Source organism: Anabaena sp. PCC 7938 (assembly GCF_049315035.1).
Lineage (GTDB): Bacteria > Cyanobacteriota > Cyanobacteriia > Cyanobacteriales > Nostocaceae > Anabaena > Anabaena cylindrica.
Map to the genome: position 1 here is coordinate 40,873 of NZ_CP186038.1, position 18,969 is coordinate 59,841.

18 protein-coding genes and 1 pseudogene are annotated in these 18,969 nt (G+C 36.3%); 5 read left to right on the forward strand and 14 right to left on the reverse strand.

Translation table 11 applies throughout. The features are described 5' to 3' along the window. Positions 1 to 23: 23 nt before the first annotated feature. The 13 genes from ACOWPH_RS29420 to ACOWPH_RS29480 all read right to left on the reverse strand — a co-directional run bounded on the left by ACOWPH_RS29420 (position 24) and on the right by ACOWPH_RS29480 (position 14,572). The gene (locus tag ACOWPH_RS29420; RefSeq protein ID WP_015364343.1) at positions 24 to 1,754 is read right to left on the reverse strand and encodes a type IV secretory system conjugative DNA transfer family protein; all 1,731 of its coding nucleotides are present in this window, start codon (positions 1,752 to 1,754) and stop codon (positions 24 to 26) included. 124 nt (positions 1,755 to 1,878) lie between these two features. Next, positions 1,879 to 3,165, reverse strand: a complete 1,287-nt coding sequence (locus tag ACOWPH_RS29425) for a hypothetical protein (RefSeq protein WP_015364344.1) — start codon at positions 3,163 to 3,165, stop codon at positions 1,879 to 1,881. 224 nt (positions 3,166 to 3,389) lie between these two features. Continuing rightward, the gene (locus ACOWPH_RS29430) at positions 3,390 to 4,178 is read right to left on the reverse strand and encodes a hypothetical protein (RefSeq protein WP_015364345.1); all 789 of its coding nucleotides are present in this window, start codon (positions 4,176 to 4,178) and stop codon (positions 3,390 to 3,392) included. A gap of 42 nt (positions 4,179 to 4,220) precedes the next feature. After that, positions 4,221 to 5,936 carry a TrbI/VirB10 family protein gene (locus tag ACOWPH_RS29435; RefSeq protein ID WP_042466396.1) on the reverse strand — a complete coding sequence of 572 codons (1,716 nt, stop codon included), beginning with the start codon at positions 5,934 to 5,936 and terminating at the stop codon, positions 4,221 to 4,223. Between the two features lie 115 nt (positions 5,937 to 6,051). Next, a complete protein-coding gene (locus tag ACOWPH_RS29440) occupies positions 6,052 to 6,174 on the reverse strand; it encodes a hypothetical protein (protein WP_422665756.1) in 123 nt (40 codons plus the stop codon). Positions 6,175 to 6,371: 197 nt separating this feature from the next. Then, complete coding sequence (locus ACOWPH_RS29445; protein WP_015364347.1) at positions 6,372 to 7,154, reverse strand: hypothetical protein; 783 nt, start codon at positions 7,152 to 7,154, stop codon at positions 6,372 to 6,374. A gap of 39 nt (positions 7,155 to 7,193) precedes the next feature. Next, on the reverse strand, positions 7,194 to 8,336 hold the full coding sequence (locus ACOWPH_RS29450) for a hypothetical protein (protein WP_015364348.1): 1,143 nt from the start codon (positions 8,334 to 8,336) through the stop codon (positions 7,194 to 7,196). A gap of 94 nt (positions 8,337 to 8,430) precedes the next feature. After that, on the reverse strand, positions 8,431 to 9,189 hold the full coding sequence (locus ACOWPH_RS29455; RefSeq protein ID WP_015364349.1) for a hypothetical protein: 759 nt from the start codon (positions 9,187 to 9,189) through the stop codon (positions 8,431 to 8,433). 375 nt (positions 9,190 to 9,564) lie between these two features. Then, entirely contained in the window at positions 9,565 to 9,699 is a 135-nt protein-coding gene (locus tag ACOWPH_RS29460; RefSeq protein ID WP_015364350.1) for a hypothetical protein, read from the reverse strand. Positions 9,700 to 9,706: 7 nt separating this feature from the next. After that, positions 9,707 to 12,586, reverse strand: a complete 2,880-nt coding sequence (locus ACOWPH_RS29465; protein ID WP_015364351.1) for a hypothetical protein — start codon at positions 12,584 to 12,586, stop codon at positions 9,707 to 9,709. A gap of 80 nt (positions 12,587 to 12,666) precedes the next feature. After that, on the reverse strand, positions 12,667 to 13,017 hold the full coding sequence (locus ACOWPH_RS29470) for a hypothetical protein (protein ID WP_015364352.1): 351 nt from the start codon (positions 13,015 to 13,017) through the stop codon (positions 12,667 to 12,669). Between the two features lie 201 nt (positions 13,018 to 13,218). Continuing rightward, a complete protein-coding gene (locus ACOWPH_RS29475) occupies positions 13,219 to 13,824 on the reverse strand; it encodes a hypothetical protein (RefSeq protein WP_015364353.1) in 606 nt (201 codons plus the stop codon). 253 nt (positions 13,825 to 14,077) lie between these two features. Further along, positions 14,078 to 14,572, reverse strand: a complete 495-nt coding sequence (locus tag ACOWPH_RS29480; protein ID WP_015364354.1) for an alpha-L-fucosidase — start codon at positions 14,570 to 14,572, stop codon at positions 14,078 to 14,080. A 378-nt stretch (positions 14,573 to 14,950) separates the two neighbouring features. Between ACOWPH_RS29480 and ACOWPH_RS29485 the strand changes: the two genes are divergently transcribed. The 5 genes from ACOWPH_RS29485 to ACOWPH_RS29505 all read left to right on the forward strand — a co-directional run bounded on the left by ACOWPH_RS29485 (position 14,951) and on the right by ACOWPH_RS29505 (position 18,029). Next, complete coding sequence (locus ACOWPH_RS29485) at positions 14,951 to 15,166, forward strand: hypothetical protein (protein ID WP_150111141.1); 216 nt, start codon at positions 14,951 to 14,953, stop codon at positions 15,164 to 15,166. A gap of 159 nt (positions 15,167 to 15,325) precedes the next feature. Then, on the forward strand, positions 15,326 to 15,889 hold the full coding sequence (locus tag ACOWPH_RS29490; protein ID WP_015364355.1) for a hypothetical protein: 564 nt from the start codon (positions 15,326 to 15,328) through the stop codon (positions 15,887 to 15,889). A 44-nt stretch (positions 15,890 to 15,933) separates the two neighbouring features. Continuing rightward, positions 15,934 to 16,560 (forward strand): DUF4367 domain-containing protein, encoded by a 627-nt coding sequence (locus tag ACOWPH_RS29495; RefSeq protein ID WP_015364356.1) that lies wholly within the window; start codon positions 15,934 to 15,936, stop codon positions 16,558 to 16,560. 94 nt (positions 16,561 to 16,654) lie between these two features. Next, positions 16,655 to 17,479 (forward strand): hypothetical protein, encoded by an 825-nt coding sequence (locus ACOWPH_RS29500; RefSeq protein ID WP_015364357.1) that lies wholly within the window; start codon positions 16,655 to 16,657, stop codon positions 17,477 to 17,479. 97 nt (positions 17,480 to 17,576) lie between these two features. Further along, complete coding sequence (locus tag ACOWPH_RS29505; RefSeq protein WP_015364358.1) at positions 17,577 to 18,029, forward strand: hypothetical protein; 453 nt, start codon at positions 17,577 to 17,579, stop codon at positions 18,027 to 18,029. 681 nt (positions 18,030 to 18,710) lie between these two features. On the opposite strand, the pseudogene ACOWPH_RS29510 reads toward ACOWPH_RS29505, so the two are convergent. Further along, positions 18,711 to 18,953 (reverse strand): annotated as a pseudogene (locus ACOWPH_RS29510) (hypothetical protein); the annotation flags it as partial. Between the last annotated feature and the right edge of the window lie 16 nt (positions 18,954 to 18,969).

Genomic DNA, 18,969 nt, shown 5'->3' on the forward strand with positions numbered 1-18,969 from the left:
AGAAATACCCTTAACATTGATAATTAGAAAAATCCTTTATAAGCATCAATAGGTAGTGGTACAGCACCAGCTTGTACAGGTTGTTGAGGAATAGGAAATAATTTATTTACCTCAGCCACTCGTTTATCTAAATCATCTTGAGTAGGACGTTCTTGAGTGCTTTTTTCTGTTAATTGAGCAATTAAAATTGTCCACCTAGAGTCATTTTCTTGGTCAATATTAATTAAAACTTTCGGTATTTTAATTGTTTTTAATAAAGGAACAGAAGCTTCATTTTGATTACAATAAGCCGGATTAATAAATATACACTTCCCCGGTGGCAACTTCAAAAACTGTGCTGGTTCAAATAACTTCCGTGTTTTATCCTGTTCAGAAATTGAGGTACTGCTTTTACCTCCCCCAGTGCTTTTTGATTTCTGCTTGTATTTAATTTCTTCATCTCCCAGGTAAGCACTAAACAACCGTGCTGATTCTTCCTCACCTGGATTAAAAATGAACTTCGTACCGCAAGCACCCAGCATGGTTTTAGCAACCTCCTTACCATAGTATTTTTCTAACTGTCCCATGTTCTGCCATCCCAGAATGCCGCAAAAACCCTCACTACGAGATTCATTCAGCCATCTAAACAAGTCTGGTAGGTATAAGGAAGGTACTTCATCGAGGACAACAACTAATGGGTCTTGCCGTTTTTTAGCGATCGCTCTGGCTACAGTCATGTGTAAGATACTGCATAATAGTGGCCCCACAGCATCCCGTCGTTCCCTGTCCAACCCAAAAATAATCATCTGCTTACCCTTGATTTCCAGGGGTAGAGTCGTCTTACCAACAAAACACCCCAAAGTATTCTTTTTCATAAACCGGGTAAACATCAAACTAGCAGTACCGGCGATACCAGCAATAGTTTTCTCAGAACCAGCCGAACTAAACAACTGACCAAAAGCAATTTTAATCCAGGGATTGAGGTTAGCAGCCATTAATCTTTCTACCATGCGATCGCTACTGAGAATAGCCGCCGCTGTCATTATATCTGGATACTGAGTTTGTTTAGTCAGCATCAGGATAGCTTCTGTCAACTGGTCACCAGCAGGGCCAAAAAAAGCATCCTCATTACTAGCAGCCATCATTTTGAAATTTTTATTGATTACGGTTGCTAACTGCCTTGCCGTTTCTGCATCCGTAGAATCTCGGAGAAAATCAAGGGGATTACACACCTCACTTTCAGGGAAACCAGGAGCGAAAATATGGACTTTATAACCCATCTTTTTGGCATAACTGGCAACTTTAGCTTGAGTTGGGTATTTAAAGTCATATAAAACAATCGGAAAACCTTGGTCAATGGCACTATAAATCATTGGGTTAATAGCAGAAAATGATTTACCGCTACCAGGCGCACCAATGACTGCCGTTCCTCTTTGTACATCTGGTATGTATAACGGTGTGGGACTTCTTGGTTCTTTATCTTGAATTTTTTGACCTGTAAATTTGTGTCTACCAATATAAAGAGTGGCACTATCACACTGAGGATTAGCGATTTGTTTGATAGCTTTCTTTTTGGCTTTAGCTTTCTCCTTTCTTCCCCCAAAATAACTGGTAGCTAATTTGCCTTTTTTTGTTCCCGATAATATTTGTAGGACAACAAAACCGAGTAATAATCCTGTCAGCACTAACCCATTAGAAGAAAAAAGATAATGAGTGTATTTACCAATTGGTGCTTGGGGGTTTTGCAGTTCGGAAATAAAGTTGTTTGTAGTCATTTTACTTCTGTTTTTTAATGAGTTTATATTCTTTGAATATTTCCTGGGTTACACAAAATATTTTTTATTTCACGCAGAGGCGCAGAGTCGCGGAGAAGAGGCTAAGGGACTAAATATTCATTTACTACGGAATTGTTAAAGGAGTACCCAGAAATATAGGTGATTTTTCTTGATATATGAAAAAAGGAAACGGTCCAATGAAATAAGGTGAACAACCTAAATCAAACCAACCTCCTCTCCGACAAATGCGGAAGAAAATAGCAGTTGATGCAGTTCCATCACCTTCATTAATATCCCAGACTACCTGTTTAAACCCCTTACCAAAAGGATGTCTTCCTGTTGGTTCTTTTCCACCATTAAGATTGCCTAATATCCCAAAACCACCCTTTACTTGTTGAAATTTACCACTCATCCATTGACTACCTGTGATTCCACCTGCACCTGATAATTCTATGTGAGCGCAGTTGTTAGTACATGAAACATTAAACCCAACTTGGTCACTACCACTAATTGAACGTTGTCGGTTTGATTCTACTTCCTTTAATGGCAAATCTAATTTACCAACAATACTTCCTTGCGGTACAGGTGCATTGGGAAAATTAGTGAATGTTACCTGATTTAGTCCAGGTATTTTTGATATGCTAGTATTCTGCCAATTACTAAATTGTTTTAAAGCAGTTTTTTCTATTCCAGGAATGGAAGTCAGATTATAATCAGATAAATCAATTTCTCCTAACTCTATATCTTTTATCTGTGGAAAATCATTGATAATTTCTCCTATTGTTTGTCCATTAATATTCGTAACACCCAATATCTTTTTGATTAAATCTTGAATAGGTGGTACATTTTCTACATATTCATTAGCTAAACTAGGAATGGCTTTAGTTAATTCAGGTACAGTTTGCCATTTAACAGTATCAAAATCTGATAATTTAGTATTTACCAGAGAAATACCACTTAGTTGACCAATTGATTGTAAACTGAAATTTTCTAAATTAAATACATTTTCAAAATCTCCCAATTCCATCACTTCATCTAAACTTTGTCCCGCTTGCCAACTTCTGATTGATTTATATCCAGGAAATTCAACATTGGGAAGTTCAACACTACCAGGACTAGAGAAAACAAAAGATTTAAACGTAATACTTTGCCAATCAGGAACTGGTGCATTATTTATATATTTACTAGGGATAGTGTTCACTGTTGGTGTAGGAGATGCTGTTGCTGGCTGAATTCCTAAAATATAACCAAGTAAATTATGATGTTGAAAGGATATTAAGCCATGCAATAATAAACTTGTACATAAACCTAAAAACATCCAATATTTGATATTGGAATTTAAATTCAAATGATTGTTATTTGTGCTTTTAACGAGTTGTTGATTATTTCGATATTGAGGATTATGCAACATTTTTAAACCTTGATTACTTTAATTATTAGAATGAACATCTGAAAATCATTGTCTTTTTGAAAGTGGCAAAGTTAAGTATTTATATTTTACAAGTATTCATATATCAGTAATCAACTAATAACATCAATAGCAAAAAAATGATTAAAAATTGATGATTCTAACCTCCTGGTAATTTACTTACACACTTCTTATTTTTATCTTGTTGTTTATTTCAATCTTTAAAGCTAATTACTGACAGTTAAATGCTTACCTTTTTGAGCAGGAATACTTGATTTAGTTGATTCAGTTCCTAATTGCAATAAACGCTCAACCAGTTGAGGCGAAACTTTAACACTTTGAGCAGCACTGGTTAAATTTTTACCAGACTCTAACTCTTGAATTAGTTGTTGTAGTTTCTGCCATAAAGGATTACTAGGAGTTATCCACCGTTTTTCTGCTGCTACCTGTAATCCTCTAGTAATAGTTGTGACAATGATAAAATCTGCGGGAGGTGTTTCTTTGCGGGTGACATCAGGAGTGATAGAGATGGTACTATAGCCTGGAGTGCCTTTGCTTGTTAGCACCTGAAAGTTGTAAACTTGCCGTGTTCCTGCTGAAGATTGCGTAATCACCGTTAAGTGTGCGCCATTTTTAGCTGTAGGCATTCCAGGAATACTAACCGGGTTAATTTGTCTCAGATGAATTAAACCTGCTCCTGGGTTTTGACAATTAGACTTATCAGACAAACCTTGCAAACAACCATCTACATCCATGAGGATGCGGGAAGGGTCATCTAACCACACTCTTTGAATAACTTCCCCAGTTTCGTAAAACGAGATGGATACACCATGTCCCGGCCATACCTCTACAGTTTGCAGTTGTGCTTGAGTGCCGGTGGCCTTGCTTCGGGGAATAATACGTACAGAACTTTTGGTATTAGTTGATTGTGTTCTTGGTGTCGGTAGTGCCTGAGATGGAATATTGACTAAGAAAGATGCTGTGACAGCTAGAGATAAACAGAAAAACTTGTTCATTTTTTCCCTCCAGGAGACTTTCATCAATTTGTACTCGGTAGTTTAAAGTCGTAAAGAGCGATTTACTTGAACAGTAATTTGGGTATTTTGCCGGATAAACCAAATATTAGGTCGCTTCATAATTTCTGCGATCGCTTTTTGGTTTCGTTCCTCCACCTGCTTGGAAACTGCACCAAACGCTCCTTGAGCAAAAGCACCCAGTAAAGAGCGATTTCCATTGCGACTGGTTTGGATGCTGCTAAACCCACCATTGGATTGAGAAATGCTACTTTGAATATCAGGTTGATTAACTACTTCCCCCACCTTGGCCAGTCCTGACATTAAACCTAGTCCTGCATCCAAGCTTAAAATCTCTTTACCTTTGTCCCGATATTGATTAGCAATTAAAGGTTCTCCCTCTTTCCCCTGTATAACTATTGTTCCTGGTCGTAATGTATATTCAGTTCCATCTTTGAGAATGGCAGTAACTACAGCCGTAACTCTTCCAGATGAATCAACTTCTTGAATTTCTGCACTCAAAAGTGTATTAGCAGGAATCGCTTCTTCCCCAATATTGCTCAATAAAGGTTGGGTGAGTTTGACCACAAACTTATTTTGAATGTGAGAATTATGAGAATTAATATTTGCAGACCAGACAACAGGTGTTTCTAATATCCCAGTAGCGTATTCTCCTACTCTTAAATACTGTTCTTCTCTGCCCTCAATAATAGCAGCTTCTTCTGGAGAATAATTGTTGCTTTCACTGAAATTAGTTACCTTATCACTTTTATCTAAACTTTTCGCACTAATTACTGGAGTCCACTTTGCTTTTAGTTGTTCAATCACCCTTTTGTTATTATCAAAATTACTGTCATAATCTGATTCTGAGTGATTCGTAGTAACTGTTGCTAGTTCGGTTTCTAGTTGAGAATCGCGGTTATAACTCGACCTACGTCTAGGAACATAATCAGATGTGACAACATTTTGAGTCTGCGTGCTTGCTACCTCCTGTTTGTCATTTGTAATTGCTGCTGCATAATCAATTTGACCACCAGAACCAAGAGAACGTAATCTTGCTAATTCTGCTAAAGGATCAGTAGGTTCTGTAGAAGTTTTAAAACTGGTTTGTTGTTGGGGTAATATTCTTGAAGTTACAGCAGTTTTTACGGGAGGTGAATAGCGTGCGATTGGCAATTCTTCAGGTCTTTGTGTTCTGATAATTCTTCTAGGTTGTTGTTCTATGTTGGATGTTAATGATGTTTCCCTCCTGACAGATTTAGTAGAAATAGGTTTAGTTTTGGGTAAGTTTTCAATTATCTGCTTATCCGGTTTTGCAACGGGTAATTCTTGCCTGACTCTATTTTGTTCTTTAAATGCCTCCAGTTCTTCTGCTTGTTTTTGTAATGCTAACTTGGCATAAATATCACCATCTTGTTTGGGAACTTCTTCTTCGGGAGGAGAAGTAGTAGCAACTTCTGGTGTTGCTTCTTTCTTAGTTACCTTGCCATTCATCATGGGATTAAGGAACATAAAAAGTAGAATAAATCCTAATCCAAATCCTCCCCCAACTACTATTGTGCGTGACCAAGGAGAATTAACAAGTGAATGTTGTGTTTCTATTAATGCCAATTCATCTGGTACTTCTACATCCGCTTCCGTTTCAGGAATAATATTTTCATGTTCAATTTGACTAATGATATTTTCTTCTTCATCTTCTTGAAAATTGAGTAAATTATTTATCTTGTTAGGGTCAGTTTGATTTTCTAAAGTTGGTTTCATAAATCCACCTATTTTATATACAACAGTTCCCATGTTTGTCAAATACAAGGGTTTTTAGTTTTAGGGAACAGGGAACAGAGGATAAATTGATGTGTAATTCGTAAGCATTCAGAAATCAGCTATCAGCAGTCAGCTTTTTAAAGCCTGCACCAAAAATGCGTATTTGATAATGGACTGATTTATCAAATATTCTGACTCCTGAATTATTACTGTAATTCATTTTAGAATTGCTAATCATAGAAAAATTAGAGACTGGTATTTGTGGTGTTTAAGCTGTATACTTATTGCTGGAAACTCAATACATTCAGTTAATAACTTATTATTCTCTTCTCTCTGTGTTCTCTGTGCCTCTGTGGTTCGTTTTAAAAAAGAGTTTCTAGCCAAACTAAATATTTATTATTGACTCATAGCTGAATACTATCGAATTTCAATTATTCAATTCTTACCTAAATTCAAATCCGTGATTTCGATAATTTCTAAACCTGACCTGCGAACCGAATAAATTTTTTGAGCAATTTCTGTTGTTTCAGGAGGTTTTTGAGGACTTTGTATAGCTTGAACCGTCACAGTTTTATTAAAAGCTATTCCATTACCAGCATTATCATCCTTACTAAAAGTCACCAGAGTAGCAATCACATCTATCTGCCATTTTCCTTGACCTATCTTGCGTGGTTCACTAACATATCTGGGAACTAAAGAACTTTGTAAACCACCTTGAAAAACACTGGGTGGTGTAAGTTCCGCTAATTTTTTCAAAAAACTAGATCGAAAATCTTGTTCTTCACTTAATGCAAAAGCAGCTTCCCAAGCTTTTGTAGTAACTCGTGCAGTTCCTTTGTTAACTTTTATAGTAGTACCATTATCTTGTTGAGTGATTATTTCTCCATTTTTATTTAATCTTATTAGTCCATCCCAATTGAATATTTTCACTAGAGTATCAACCACAAACTTTTTAATCACTTCTGCTGAACGGTCATCAGGTTCTAGTGCTTTAACATTGATTGTATTTCCATCAGCAATCTGGACTAAAGATGGTGGCTTTTTACGAGCTAAAGTTGATGTTGCACCATAATTAAAAAGTTGTAATAGAAAAGATAAAGAACTAAAAATTAGAGACATTACAGCAACAATAGCAATGGGATTAGATACCGATTGCCCAGAACTTAAAAACTGTAATGCTTCCCTTTTAGGAATTTTAGATTTCGTGTGATTGAGCATAATTTTTCAAAATTGATAAACTTCTTATTGATAAAGTTATTATTTGCGAATCATTGTTGTTATTCGTGACACACTGGCAGAAAGAGCAATATTACCTGCTGAGATAGCACCACTAGCTAACCATTGAGCGCCATTATTAAGCTGAGTTAGCACTGCTAGACCACCTCCAGCAGCAATTCCTGTAGCTAAAAATGGGGCAACTAAACCAATAAATGCCAGAAAAATCATCGGTTGACTAGCTTTTGCTGTAGCAATTAACTGTCCAGCTAAACCTAAAATAATGTTGAAAGAAAGTTTAGCAAGACCAACAGTAAAAAACCCTGTTAACCAACCAAAAATTGCTTTATTACCAATAGGCATTAAAGAACCTCCAACTGCTAAAGGAGCTATTAATGCAGTGAGAAGTAATGCTAGTTCCAATCCCCATTGGTAAGCATTATTTAGTGCTAATAATAAACTGGTAATAAAAGTGGTAACAACAGCACCAATTGCAGCACTAGATGCAGCAGTAAATTTATTGGCAATACTACCCACTAAACCATCACCTTCAGCTTCAGAAACTGCTTGATTAATTTTGCCCAAACCTTGAGTTACCCAACTGTCTGCTGCTCCTAAATAGCTACCACCTTCTGCATCTTTAAAAATGTCAGGAAATTTAGCTTCTAAATCTGCTCTTGCTTGTTGGAGACATTGTATTGCTTCTTCATTTGATAATTGAGAAGAACGACATTCTTGAATCGCATTACCTACGGCTGTTTCTAATGCTGCTTGTCCTAGTGCTTGTTGGTAAGCGGATCTCAAATCAGCGTCTGCTGCGGTGTACTCTAATATATAGTTATTGACACTGTTAATATATTCCCTTAATGCCAAAGTGCTATTCGCTAGTAGAGAACCATTATTAGCAAGAAGAACAGTGACAATTAAAGGCCAAATTAATTCACTGAATGCCCTTTGTTCTTCGTCATTAATCATTTGCTTACCCCATTGCACCATGAATAATGCGAGGGTAGCAACTGCAAATAATACTCCAACTTTGCATAGAGAAGCATATAATCCACCTGTAAGAGTTTGTTGCCATAGTTCATTAAAACCTTCTGCTACCAAGCTGGCACCAGCAGAGGCATTTTCAATTAAATCCCCTGCACCGAAGTTATTAGCTGCTAGTATTGTTCGACCTAACATAGCGTTATTCCTGGTAGGATAGAAGTGAAAAAAGAGTTGATTAACTCCTTGTTTAAGAATGTGATTAGTGTTAAAATTTTAGGGGCAATATATCTTATTTCTTGACATAAGCAGGGTCTAATCTACTCCAACCAGTTAACTCTAAATATTGACTGGTCATACCAGTAGTTAAAACTCTTCTGGCACGATTTTGTTCTGATTGACTTTCAGCAATTTGATTGAGCATGAGGTTGGTTTGTTGGGCATCATGTCTTGCTTGTAAACCATCAGTACGTACCTGTCCTAACATGGAGACAATTTGAGCATTTTGAGCAGCGATCGCTTTGAGAACATTTTGTGAAGCATCCATATTTTGAGCATCTTCAGCTAACTGCTGTGCTTCAGTAACAGTTTTGTTGGTAGCATCAATTTCCGATTGAGTACGCTGTTGTCCTGCTTTCCCTAAAACACTAGCTACCGCAGCGCGAGTGCTATCTCTTTCAAGTTGTTTTCCAGCTTCCACCGCACCAATAACACTGCTACTTTCTGCTGCTATTCCTCCTTTGTCTCGCAATTTATCAGCTAATATTTCACTAGCTGCTGTAGGGTCAGGTATTCCCATATTTCCTGTAGATTCTTCAATTGCTGCTTGAGCATCTTTTTGAAGATTCTCCCAACTTTCATCTACTTCTTTTTTTAGTTGACTTGCTACTTCGTTGAAATAGCCGTTTATGTATCCAAACGTTTGATTAAAGAAGTTTTCAATTTGTCCTCCTAAGTCAATTGCTAAAGCATCCTTTGGTAAAACTATTACTGCTAAAACGCAACTTGATAAAATAGCAGTTGATATTACCTTTTTCTTGCTACTTTTCATGAATATTTCCTGTTTAATGGTTAAAGACTAGATAAATTTAGAAAATTGGATAACAACAAATAAGTTTGATATAGGACTCCTATTTACTTTTCCTCACACATTTGGGAGCATCCCAATTTTGCGAAAATGTAGAATAAGTACCTGAAAACTCTCTTCTTTCTTCCTACCTTCGTGTCCTTCGCTCCTATGCCTTCGGCACGCTTCGCGAACGTGGTTTATTCATTTCATGTCTCGACCTCACGCAAAAAATAAATTTACACATTTGGGATGCTCCCAGACATTTTGGTATCTTATGTCCACCTGACTTGAAAATAGATTTTCATCCCTCCTGGTGTACGCAGTTCATGATGGCTACTTAGATAGAACCTGTTTCCTTTAGAGAACTCCACAAAAAAGATGAACTGCTTGCAGCAGTGCTTCGCTATCTAATTTCACTCCTATCAAAACAACTTTTCCTCCACCTGCTCCCTGCTTCCCTGCACTAAAAAAGATGGGATATTTTTTATTCATATTTCCTTTATGCCACTATTTTCAATGGTTTATCAGACTTAATTTCTGAAACATGAATTTGTTTTGATTTCAGTTTCACCTGTTCTAAAATTGCATTAGCCTCCTCTGTAAGTTCTTCACCTCTCATCATCTTGATATATGTTTCTGAAAACCTGACTATTCCAGTAATAGGATCATCTTTATATTTCCTGAGATATAATGTTCTGAGTTCCTGTTCTTGAGGATTATTTGCAACAGCAGCTAAAAGACAATAAGCAGGGTAATAACGACAAAAAGTAAATTTACCATTATCATCTAATAGCCATTGTGAATAAATACTTTCCTTCTTGGGAAAGAATGATTCTGTACTATTGCGCGAAATAATCTCTCTCGGATATTGAAAATACTTGATAAACGACTCAATATTACTACTTTGAATTCTACCAATAAGCCGAGTTGTCAAATTTGCGAAAATCTTAGCTGCTGATTTACTGTGGTAAATAGTATCTGGTTCTTGTGCTGATAAAATTACACGAATTCCAGCTTTAGCACCATTAGCACATAATCTACCAATTAGTTCTGCAATTGCTTCAAATTGAAACAATATTGGTGCTTCATCTAAAAAGAAAATAGAAGCCTTAGAACTCAAAGCGCGACGCAAAGCCGCAGCATAAGCACTTAATGATAAAATCGCTGCATCTGCTTCAGAAGAAAGAGAACGCAATGCAAATACTAACAATTTAGCATCAGTACGAAAACTGGAAGGTTGGCTAATAGATTGACCAACTCTACTATTAAGCCAAAATTTTAATCGTAGCCTAATTTGGTCTAGTGCTTTTAATTGCTCCTCACTATTACTAGCAATTGAGTCTAGTTTAATATAACCAGGAGAGCAATAGTTATAAAAGTCATTGAGTGTAGGTGTATCATTCCATTCTTCTGTTCCTAAACCTTTTTCTAATGCCAGTTTATAGCGTAACTTGATGTCATCATCAGCAAAGAAAGTTTCAATTGCTAAGGTGATGATACTTTCAATATTACTCACCATTGTGGCATCAACACCAACAGAATTAGTGCCTATCACCATTGTAATGATTGTGGATTTAAGGAAATCCTTAAAATCTGTTAATCGCTCTTTTCTTAACTCTGCTTCTAAACCTCTTAAATCTGGTAATTCAAACAGGTTATTTGTTTCACGACTAATATCAAAATATGCCCCTTCTTCCCCCATAAAATTAGTATAATCAGTAAAAGTGCTACTACCATCAGGCTTGGGATAATCAAGGGCAACAACGGGAATATCTTGAGCTAAAGCCGGGGTAAGTAAACCAGCCACCAAAACTGATTTACCTGCACGAGTTGTCCCAAATACTGCTAAGTTTTTGTGGTGGTTGTATAAATCTAAATGAATAGGAGTACCACCTTCATCAGCAATTAATTCAAACCCGGTTTTATCCCCAGTTGCAGTTTTTATTACTGGCATTAGTCCGGGGACTTCATTGGTAAAATAAGGCAATCTGCGATTAAACGGTTTAGTCAGCAAGTTTTGCCAAACAATTGGTAAACATTGTAACCATACTTTCCAGGCATATTCCATTTCGCGTACCACAACCGCTGGACGCAGAAAGCAGCTAGAAACATAACGACAAGCTTCATCTAGTTTTTGGCGTGAAGGACGGTGTACTAGAAAGACTACTGCGGTATTAATTGGTACTGCGCCTTTATAGATGGTTTCTTGTGCGGCGATCGCTTCTTCCATGTTCAAATTGGCTTTTACATCCACGCTGTTTTTTTCCGCAGATATGGCAGAGGAAACGATAGATTGTTTAGTTAGACGTTGCAGTGCGGTTTTAGCTAACCCCTCATTAGCTCTCGTCAGTTGACAAATGATTTCTGTATCAGAAACCTTATCTCTAGCAATTAGTTCCCACAAATAGCGTAATTGTGCATATTCATCCACCCAACCAATTGGTTTTTCTGTGAATGTTAATGCTCCAATGTAACGATTTTGCAAGTTTACCCAAGCTCTATCGAAGAAAGGAACTGATGCTTCTCGTTCTAAAATTAAATGACGAATGTGAAAGTCGCTATTTTGTTCTTCCCGCAGTCCATCATCATCTAAGGTTAGTAAATGCGGAATATTTGGAGGTTTGCTAGTGTTAAATTGATTCCAAATTACTCCCCACAATTCCTGAGAACCCAATGGTTTGATATTCAAACCCATTTTATTATTTAGGGTTTGTTCCCAAAGTTGATAGCCTGATGTAAAGCTATTTTTAATAATTGATTCAATGCGTTGATGTCGTACTTCGTGAATTTGTCCAGTAAATTTATGCCAACTTTCTCTAGCTTGGAAAATTAATTTCTCTACCAAGTCTGCTGTTTTACCAGCTTCAGAAATAGCAACAGTGTAGGTACAGTAAATTCGCAAAAATTTGTTTTTGCGACTGCCTTGATTTGTTAAATCTCTAATTCGCAATCGTTCTGACCGAATTAACAGCATCAATTCATTACTGCGACAATTTTCTTCTAATGCTTTTAGTTCCTGTTGACGGTTATGGTCATCGGTAAACGAACCCAGATGAAAGGTTAAAGTTTCACCATAGGGTATTTCTTTAAGTCCGGCTTCTATACCTGTAAAAATTGGTAAAATTTGACTATCTGGAAGTGAAGAATGGATACCTTGACAGTCAAAGCAGAATTTAATTTGGATATCATCTTTTCGCTTGAGGATAATTGCACCAACATCTTTTCTGCCAGCTATAGAAATACTGGAGATCGCCGCAATATGGGTTAAGTCTTCAAAAGGAGTAAGGCGTTTAGCAACAGAAATCTCTTGAGGAGAGATATTTTGTCTACCTACCTTATCTTTGGGTATTTTTTCTTTAGCAGAAGAACTTGATATCATGATTTTTACTAAAGTATAGATACAAGCATCAAAATTAATTTAGTGCATTTGTTTTTTTAGATTCACCAACACAGAAAACACTATTTTAAAGTTGAAATTTGTCGTGATTTAGATATCTTTTTTTGAGTTGATGTTATTATTTTTGGTTCATGAATCAGAGAATAAAAACGTTTATATCCTCTGGTAACTCTGGGTACTGTGAGAAACTTTGATAACCAGGTTTTATTACTGGTAAGAGTCCACCAAGTTGCACATCCCCAAGCTGTAACTAACCCAGTCACTAACAAGGAAGTTTGAAAAGTTAGCTTACAGATCAAGTAAGTTATCAAAGCAATAGCTGTCCAAGGAAAAAATTGATCTGCTGGAAAAGGTCCAATTCTTGGTTGTTCCCCTAAAACCCGGTTAACTGTTCTAAATTCTTTGCGCTTCATCATCTCTGTTAGCTGAGGTTTTTACAGGTGCGAATTTGACCTAAACCGCTTTTATCAAACTGAGAAAAAAGCTGTGTAGTCGAAAATGTTTAACTTATCCAAGAGTGATATAAGTTGTTTAAAAACGAGCGCCCGTTACGAATATCCAGAAACCACTCTACTGAAAAATCAGAGAATTTAAGACCTGTTTTTTTGAGCTAATTACACTGCATTACCAGTAATCAAACCTGTGAGAATATCACCTACTACAATAGTAACACTGATGATTAAAGGAGTTCTGGCTAAATTCTGCCAATCTTCATCATTTCTGGCAGCATTAACAATTCTCACCAGTGAAATACCAAGATACAACAAAAACAATGCTCTCAGAACATTAAAAAATAGTGTAACAGCATCGGCAGGAATACCTGCAAAAGCTCCTGTCATCCATGTTTGTGCGCCATTAAAAAATTGGGCATTAGCTGATCTGGTGGTAATATCAAAGGTGAAAATCATACAGATAATCCCAACTAAAATGCCATAAATATTGATTCCCCAACGACGCTGCAATTTTTCAAATTTAGTCAGCAACTTATTTGCTAAATTTGGAACTGCGACGATGATGGCAGTCAGCAAAATTAGAACAGCCATTAGCAGGTGATTAATGGATGTATTTGCTAAGACTAATGCTGTTGCTGCTGCTACTAATAGAAAAACTGAACTTTTTTTATCAACCGTGCGATTCTGAGAACCTGTTGGACAAACTTCAATTGTGTGTTGTTTGGGAATTTGGTAATTACTGCAATCAGGATGATTGTGTATTCTCATGTCTCAATATTTTATAAATGCCTACGAATAAGCATCATTTTCTACTATCTTGTTTCTCCCAGTCAGCTATCAAATTTCGTAATTGCAGATATAAGATTGTGTTTTCTTTTTTCAACACTTATTTCTAAAACATTGGTATGAAACTTATGACAAAACCTATCAATTGATATAAGAAATTTAAGTATTAATTTTAACTTATTTCAGTATTTTTATTGATACGATGGGGTTTAAAACCGGACTTCGTCCCGCTACGCTAACGCCTTGAAAGGCGAAAAGTTTTTGGAGTGGGGTATAAATCCCCGTTAGAAAAACGGCCTTCTGCCTCTGTAAATGCAGGATAGTCAGGATGATGCCAGTCTGAAAGTGAAAAATAAAGCCCAATGCGTAATCCAACAGAGCGCATAGCTACAACAAATTCATCTACAATATCGTTTTTGTAAGGTGTAGATGCAATTGAAAAGTCTGATTCCTGGGTGTGGAACAGGGCAAAACCATCATGATGCTTGGCTGTTAATATGGCATATTTCATGCCTAGACTTTTCGCTAAATATGCCCATTCTTGAGGATTGTATGCCTGTGGATTAAAAGTATTAGCTGTGGAGTGATATTTCTCAACGGGAATATCTTGACAAAAAGGTAGGCTAAATACACCCCCAACTAATGGCCAAGACAACTCACATCCTTGTTGAGAACTATGTCCCCAATGAATAAACATCCCCAATCTAGCTGTATCAAACCAGTTATTCATTTAATACCTTCAACATACTAGCACTACTGCAATGCCTATACATACCACAAATAAAAGTGACAACGATGTGGCAAGTTATAGCAGGAGGCAGGAGGGAAAGCCTTATTATATCTAAGTTTCAAGGATTAATAATGTCCTAATTATCCTGGCTACAGCTATACTTATTATACTAACTTGATATAAATATTCTTGTTTCAAACTTCTAAAATAACCTATAAATAAAAGTTTTCAACCCAAAATCCAATTTGTGATCCAATGGGTCACATTTGTTGATCCATAAATATTTGAAGATAGTCTCCAGTTATTTTCACGATGTAGGCGTAGATATAGCGAATATTTCGACTTAATACCATACTGGTTATTGCATTGATACCAGTCGTGGCAGTAATAGAACCTATGCACGGTATGTTGAATATTACCAAAACAGGGAAAATTCAACCCGCTTATATTGCTATGCCTAATCCTATGTATGGCAACTGGGAAACAGGAATGTATAACCCCAAGGCATTTAATAAACAAAGTGCTTTTGATCTGACACCAGCCCAAAGAAACCAACAACGTCGGGAATCTTTAACTCGCTGGTTGTTTCAGTAATTAATTATGCCCTTACTAAATTTTAGGGGAAAAGAGTGATCGCGCGGATTGCTGCGCCAGAGGCGATCGCATAACGACTTACGCCAAGCTGCGCTATCGGCACTAGCCATTCCCAAAACCCCACCCAAATTTTTGCTCCAAATTCTTATAGGAAACCCTATGAAAACCATTTTTAAAACCACAACATTAGTTATGACTACAGTGTTGTTATTGAGTTCCCAGAATCTAGTATTTAATACTCCGGCAATAGCACAAAGGAAATGTGGGAATACAGAACCAGTAGAGGCCAGCAAAACAACTAGGACAATTAAACTAAAACAATTTGGTATTAAAGTAAAAATCCCTGCTAATTTCCGAACAATACTTCGTAAAGATGGTTCTGTAATGATTTTAGATCCAGGTTCTTATGAAGCCATGAGATGTAGAGCGCCACATGGGATTTATTCATTTAGTATTAAAAGTTTACCCAATCCTCAACAACTATCTTTACTGGAATTAGCTAAAATTTCTTATCCCAACATCACAGGGGAAACACCGAATATACATAACTACAGTTTCAATAATACACAGGCATTAATTATAGATGCTCAAGGTGGTTATGGTGCTTATGGAATTTTTAACGTTCCTGGTAAGGGTGTAATAGAAATGAGTGCCGGTTGTGATTGTGAAGTTGATAAAACATGCGTTATTGAATATTTACAAACAACTGAATTACTTAAATAATCAAGATAAATTATTGATTTTATTATTATGATTGAGGAAAATCTATGAAACCTGTTTTGAAGACCAAAAAATTAGTATTACCACAAGCACAGCGATACCTGCGGTGGGCGAAGCCATCGCTATTTATCTTGGGAATCAGTTTAATGACTTTAGGTGCTAGTGAATTATCAGTATTAGCAGCACCAGCACCAATATTTAAGCCTGTAATTAATCAGATTAAACAACGCTTACCAAATAATTTAGTTTTCAGATTACCAAGTAGTTTACCTAAGTCTATAACTCAAGGAATTAGTAAAGATAATTTAAAAGTTGTTTTTAATGTGAACGATCAAAAGGCTGATATATCCTTACTGAATACAAGTAAATATTGCCAAAATATGAATACTGGAGATAGAATGTACGGTTTAAATTGCATACGAATTTACATTAAGGCTGTTTTGGTGTCCTCTAAGTATTACAAAAATTTTCAAGATGATTCTGGCTTAACTACCCCGTTAACTCTCAATAAAAACATCAAAGCCTTTTTATTTAAAGGAGATGGATGGAACAACATAAGCTGGTTTCAAAACGGCATACTTTTTCAAGTATCCTCCGGTTCTTGTTCAGAGAATGAATTAATTAAAATTGCTAACTCAATGGTTAATGAAACTCCAATTAAAAGAACTCGATAAATAGTTACATTCATAGGTCATAATTATCCATGCGATAGCTTCGCTCGCCGTAGGCATCGCTATTTCCAAAACCACAAAATTCTTAAAAGAAACCATGAAAAACATCTTAGTAAGGACTACGACATTAGCAGTGATTACAGTATTATCATTGCAAACCTTCAATATCAAAACATTAGCACAAGAGGTCAAAAAAGATAGTATAGTTCCCTCCCAGAAAGATGTTATTGCCCTCATGCAAAATATTTGTGGTGCTGGGAATATTACACGAGAACAGGGAAAAATAGTTTGCAAAAAATGCCCGTCATTTACTGGTTATAGTGGTGACAGTGGCGGTAGTTTAACATCTGTAGTTTATGGCAGTTTTACCAAAGCTGGTATTCGTGAAGCATTGGTAGACTTGGGAGATTGTGAACCCCGTGTAGGTAATTGGGGAGGTTCTGTTTTATTGCGGCGTACTAATAAGGGCTGGTCTAGGATCCTATATGAACAAGGATTGCGTTCTCATAGTTGTTTAAAAATCTCTAATAAAACAGGTCGTGATTCCCTAGTTTGTGAAGGTTCATATACGGGACAAGGTTATTTCATTACATCGCTGGATCACTTAGAAATTGGTACAACTAAAATCAAAAATATCAATCTATTAAAGGTTGAGTCTAATACAGCTACTTGTCGTCCACCTTTTTATGATGTAGGAATCAAAGATTTTACACTACGAGACACTAACCAAGATAAACGTTTTGACCTGGTTATAAAAGTCACAGAAGCCAGAGAACCAAAAGGTGTTACCAGAAGTGGCGATGACCAGTGTGAACCACGACTATCTGAGTCTAAATTACATGAACTGACATTTTTGTACAATGGTCAATCTTTCCGGGCTACTCCTGCTACTGCTAAGTTAATCAAACAATTAGAACCATAGTTGCAGATAGTATTTAAAATTAGCGATCGCTCATTAAATGACAATAACAGTAGTCTACACTGACAAATTTATCATCAACACAGGACTATAAATAGTCATGAAGACGGAAAGATTATTGACCGCATTAACTCTAAGTTTAAGTTTGGGTTTTTCAATTCCTAGTTATGCCCAAGAAACATACATTGACAACAAATGTAAACAAAATCCATCATTAAATGAAGATGATATGTTTGCTGTTTTCTATAAATCAGAGTTCAAATCTAAACGACAAAATTACTGGTTTTATTCAGGTAGATATATAGATGGTTCAGTGATTTTCTGTGTTTCCCAACCAGGATTTCAAAAACCACGACCTTTAAATGAGTTAAAACTCATACAGTTTAATTTCATTGACAAAGTTACCAAAGACCCACGCAATAAAACAGCATTTATTGTAGTTACTCGTGAAGGTAATGGTTCTGGTGTACCCATGAACGAATATCGGCTAAATTTTGCCAATGCTAATAAACCTACACTAACTAAATTACGAACCTGGAAATCTCAGGATTAGTTTGATTTTAATTTAGCGATCGCCTACGGCACTGGCGATAGCGTAGCGTTAGCCATAGCCAATCGCCTCCGGCAGTGCGCTCCGCACAATTAATTTCCTCCAGCGGACGTTCCTCGCCATCGTATCCTACACCCGGGAGGGTTAACAGCTTTGTTCGCGTAGCATGGCGTAGCCACTTAATAACTACTGATAGCTGAATACTTATATTGCTTTTGTTTTGAAAATTAATTTTTATTAATGTTACTAAATATACTTTTAGGCATTGATTTCCATGAAATAATCTATACCTAAATCAAACTCATTTGTTAAAAGTCACACAAATCTAGAAAAAAATCAAAGTTTTAACCATATTCTGTCATCTTACCAACTGAGGTTTTGTACTATTTGTTTCTCATCAAACTGTCCCTGCATTTACGCTAATTAGGAAAAATAAAGAGGTGCAAAAATGACTGGCAGTAAAAGAATTGAAATTCGCAAATTAGATTCAATGACTGTAGGCATGGTTTCGTTTTACTCTTTAGCTAGTAGTAATCAAACTACGTTAGTTCATGTTTCTGGTAACTTTATAGATGATATGTTTGTGCATAGACATCAAACAGATCAATTATTAGTGGTGAAGGGACAAATTGTAATAACTACTCTGCACAACCGTGAATATCAATATACATTTTTAAGTGAAAATCTATCTCTTGCAGTTTTTACTATAATTTTTGTTGCTGTTCCTAAATTCCAATCATTCAGCAATAATCTTACTTCTCTATTAAGAGAAATGCGTAATGTTGTTAAACGTCCTAAAAGTTCGAGGTTAAGCATAAGGTCGCCAAAACCAGAACCCCAATCTAATCCAGCACCAATGTTACCACCTACTTTATCTTCGGCTTCAACTGCTTTTCGTAACCATTGTTCATCAGACAATAAATCCATCGGATTCACCACCTTT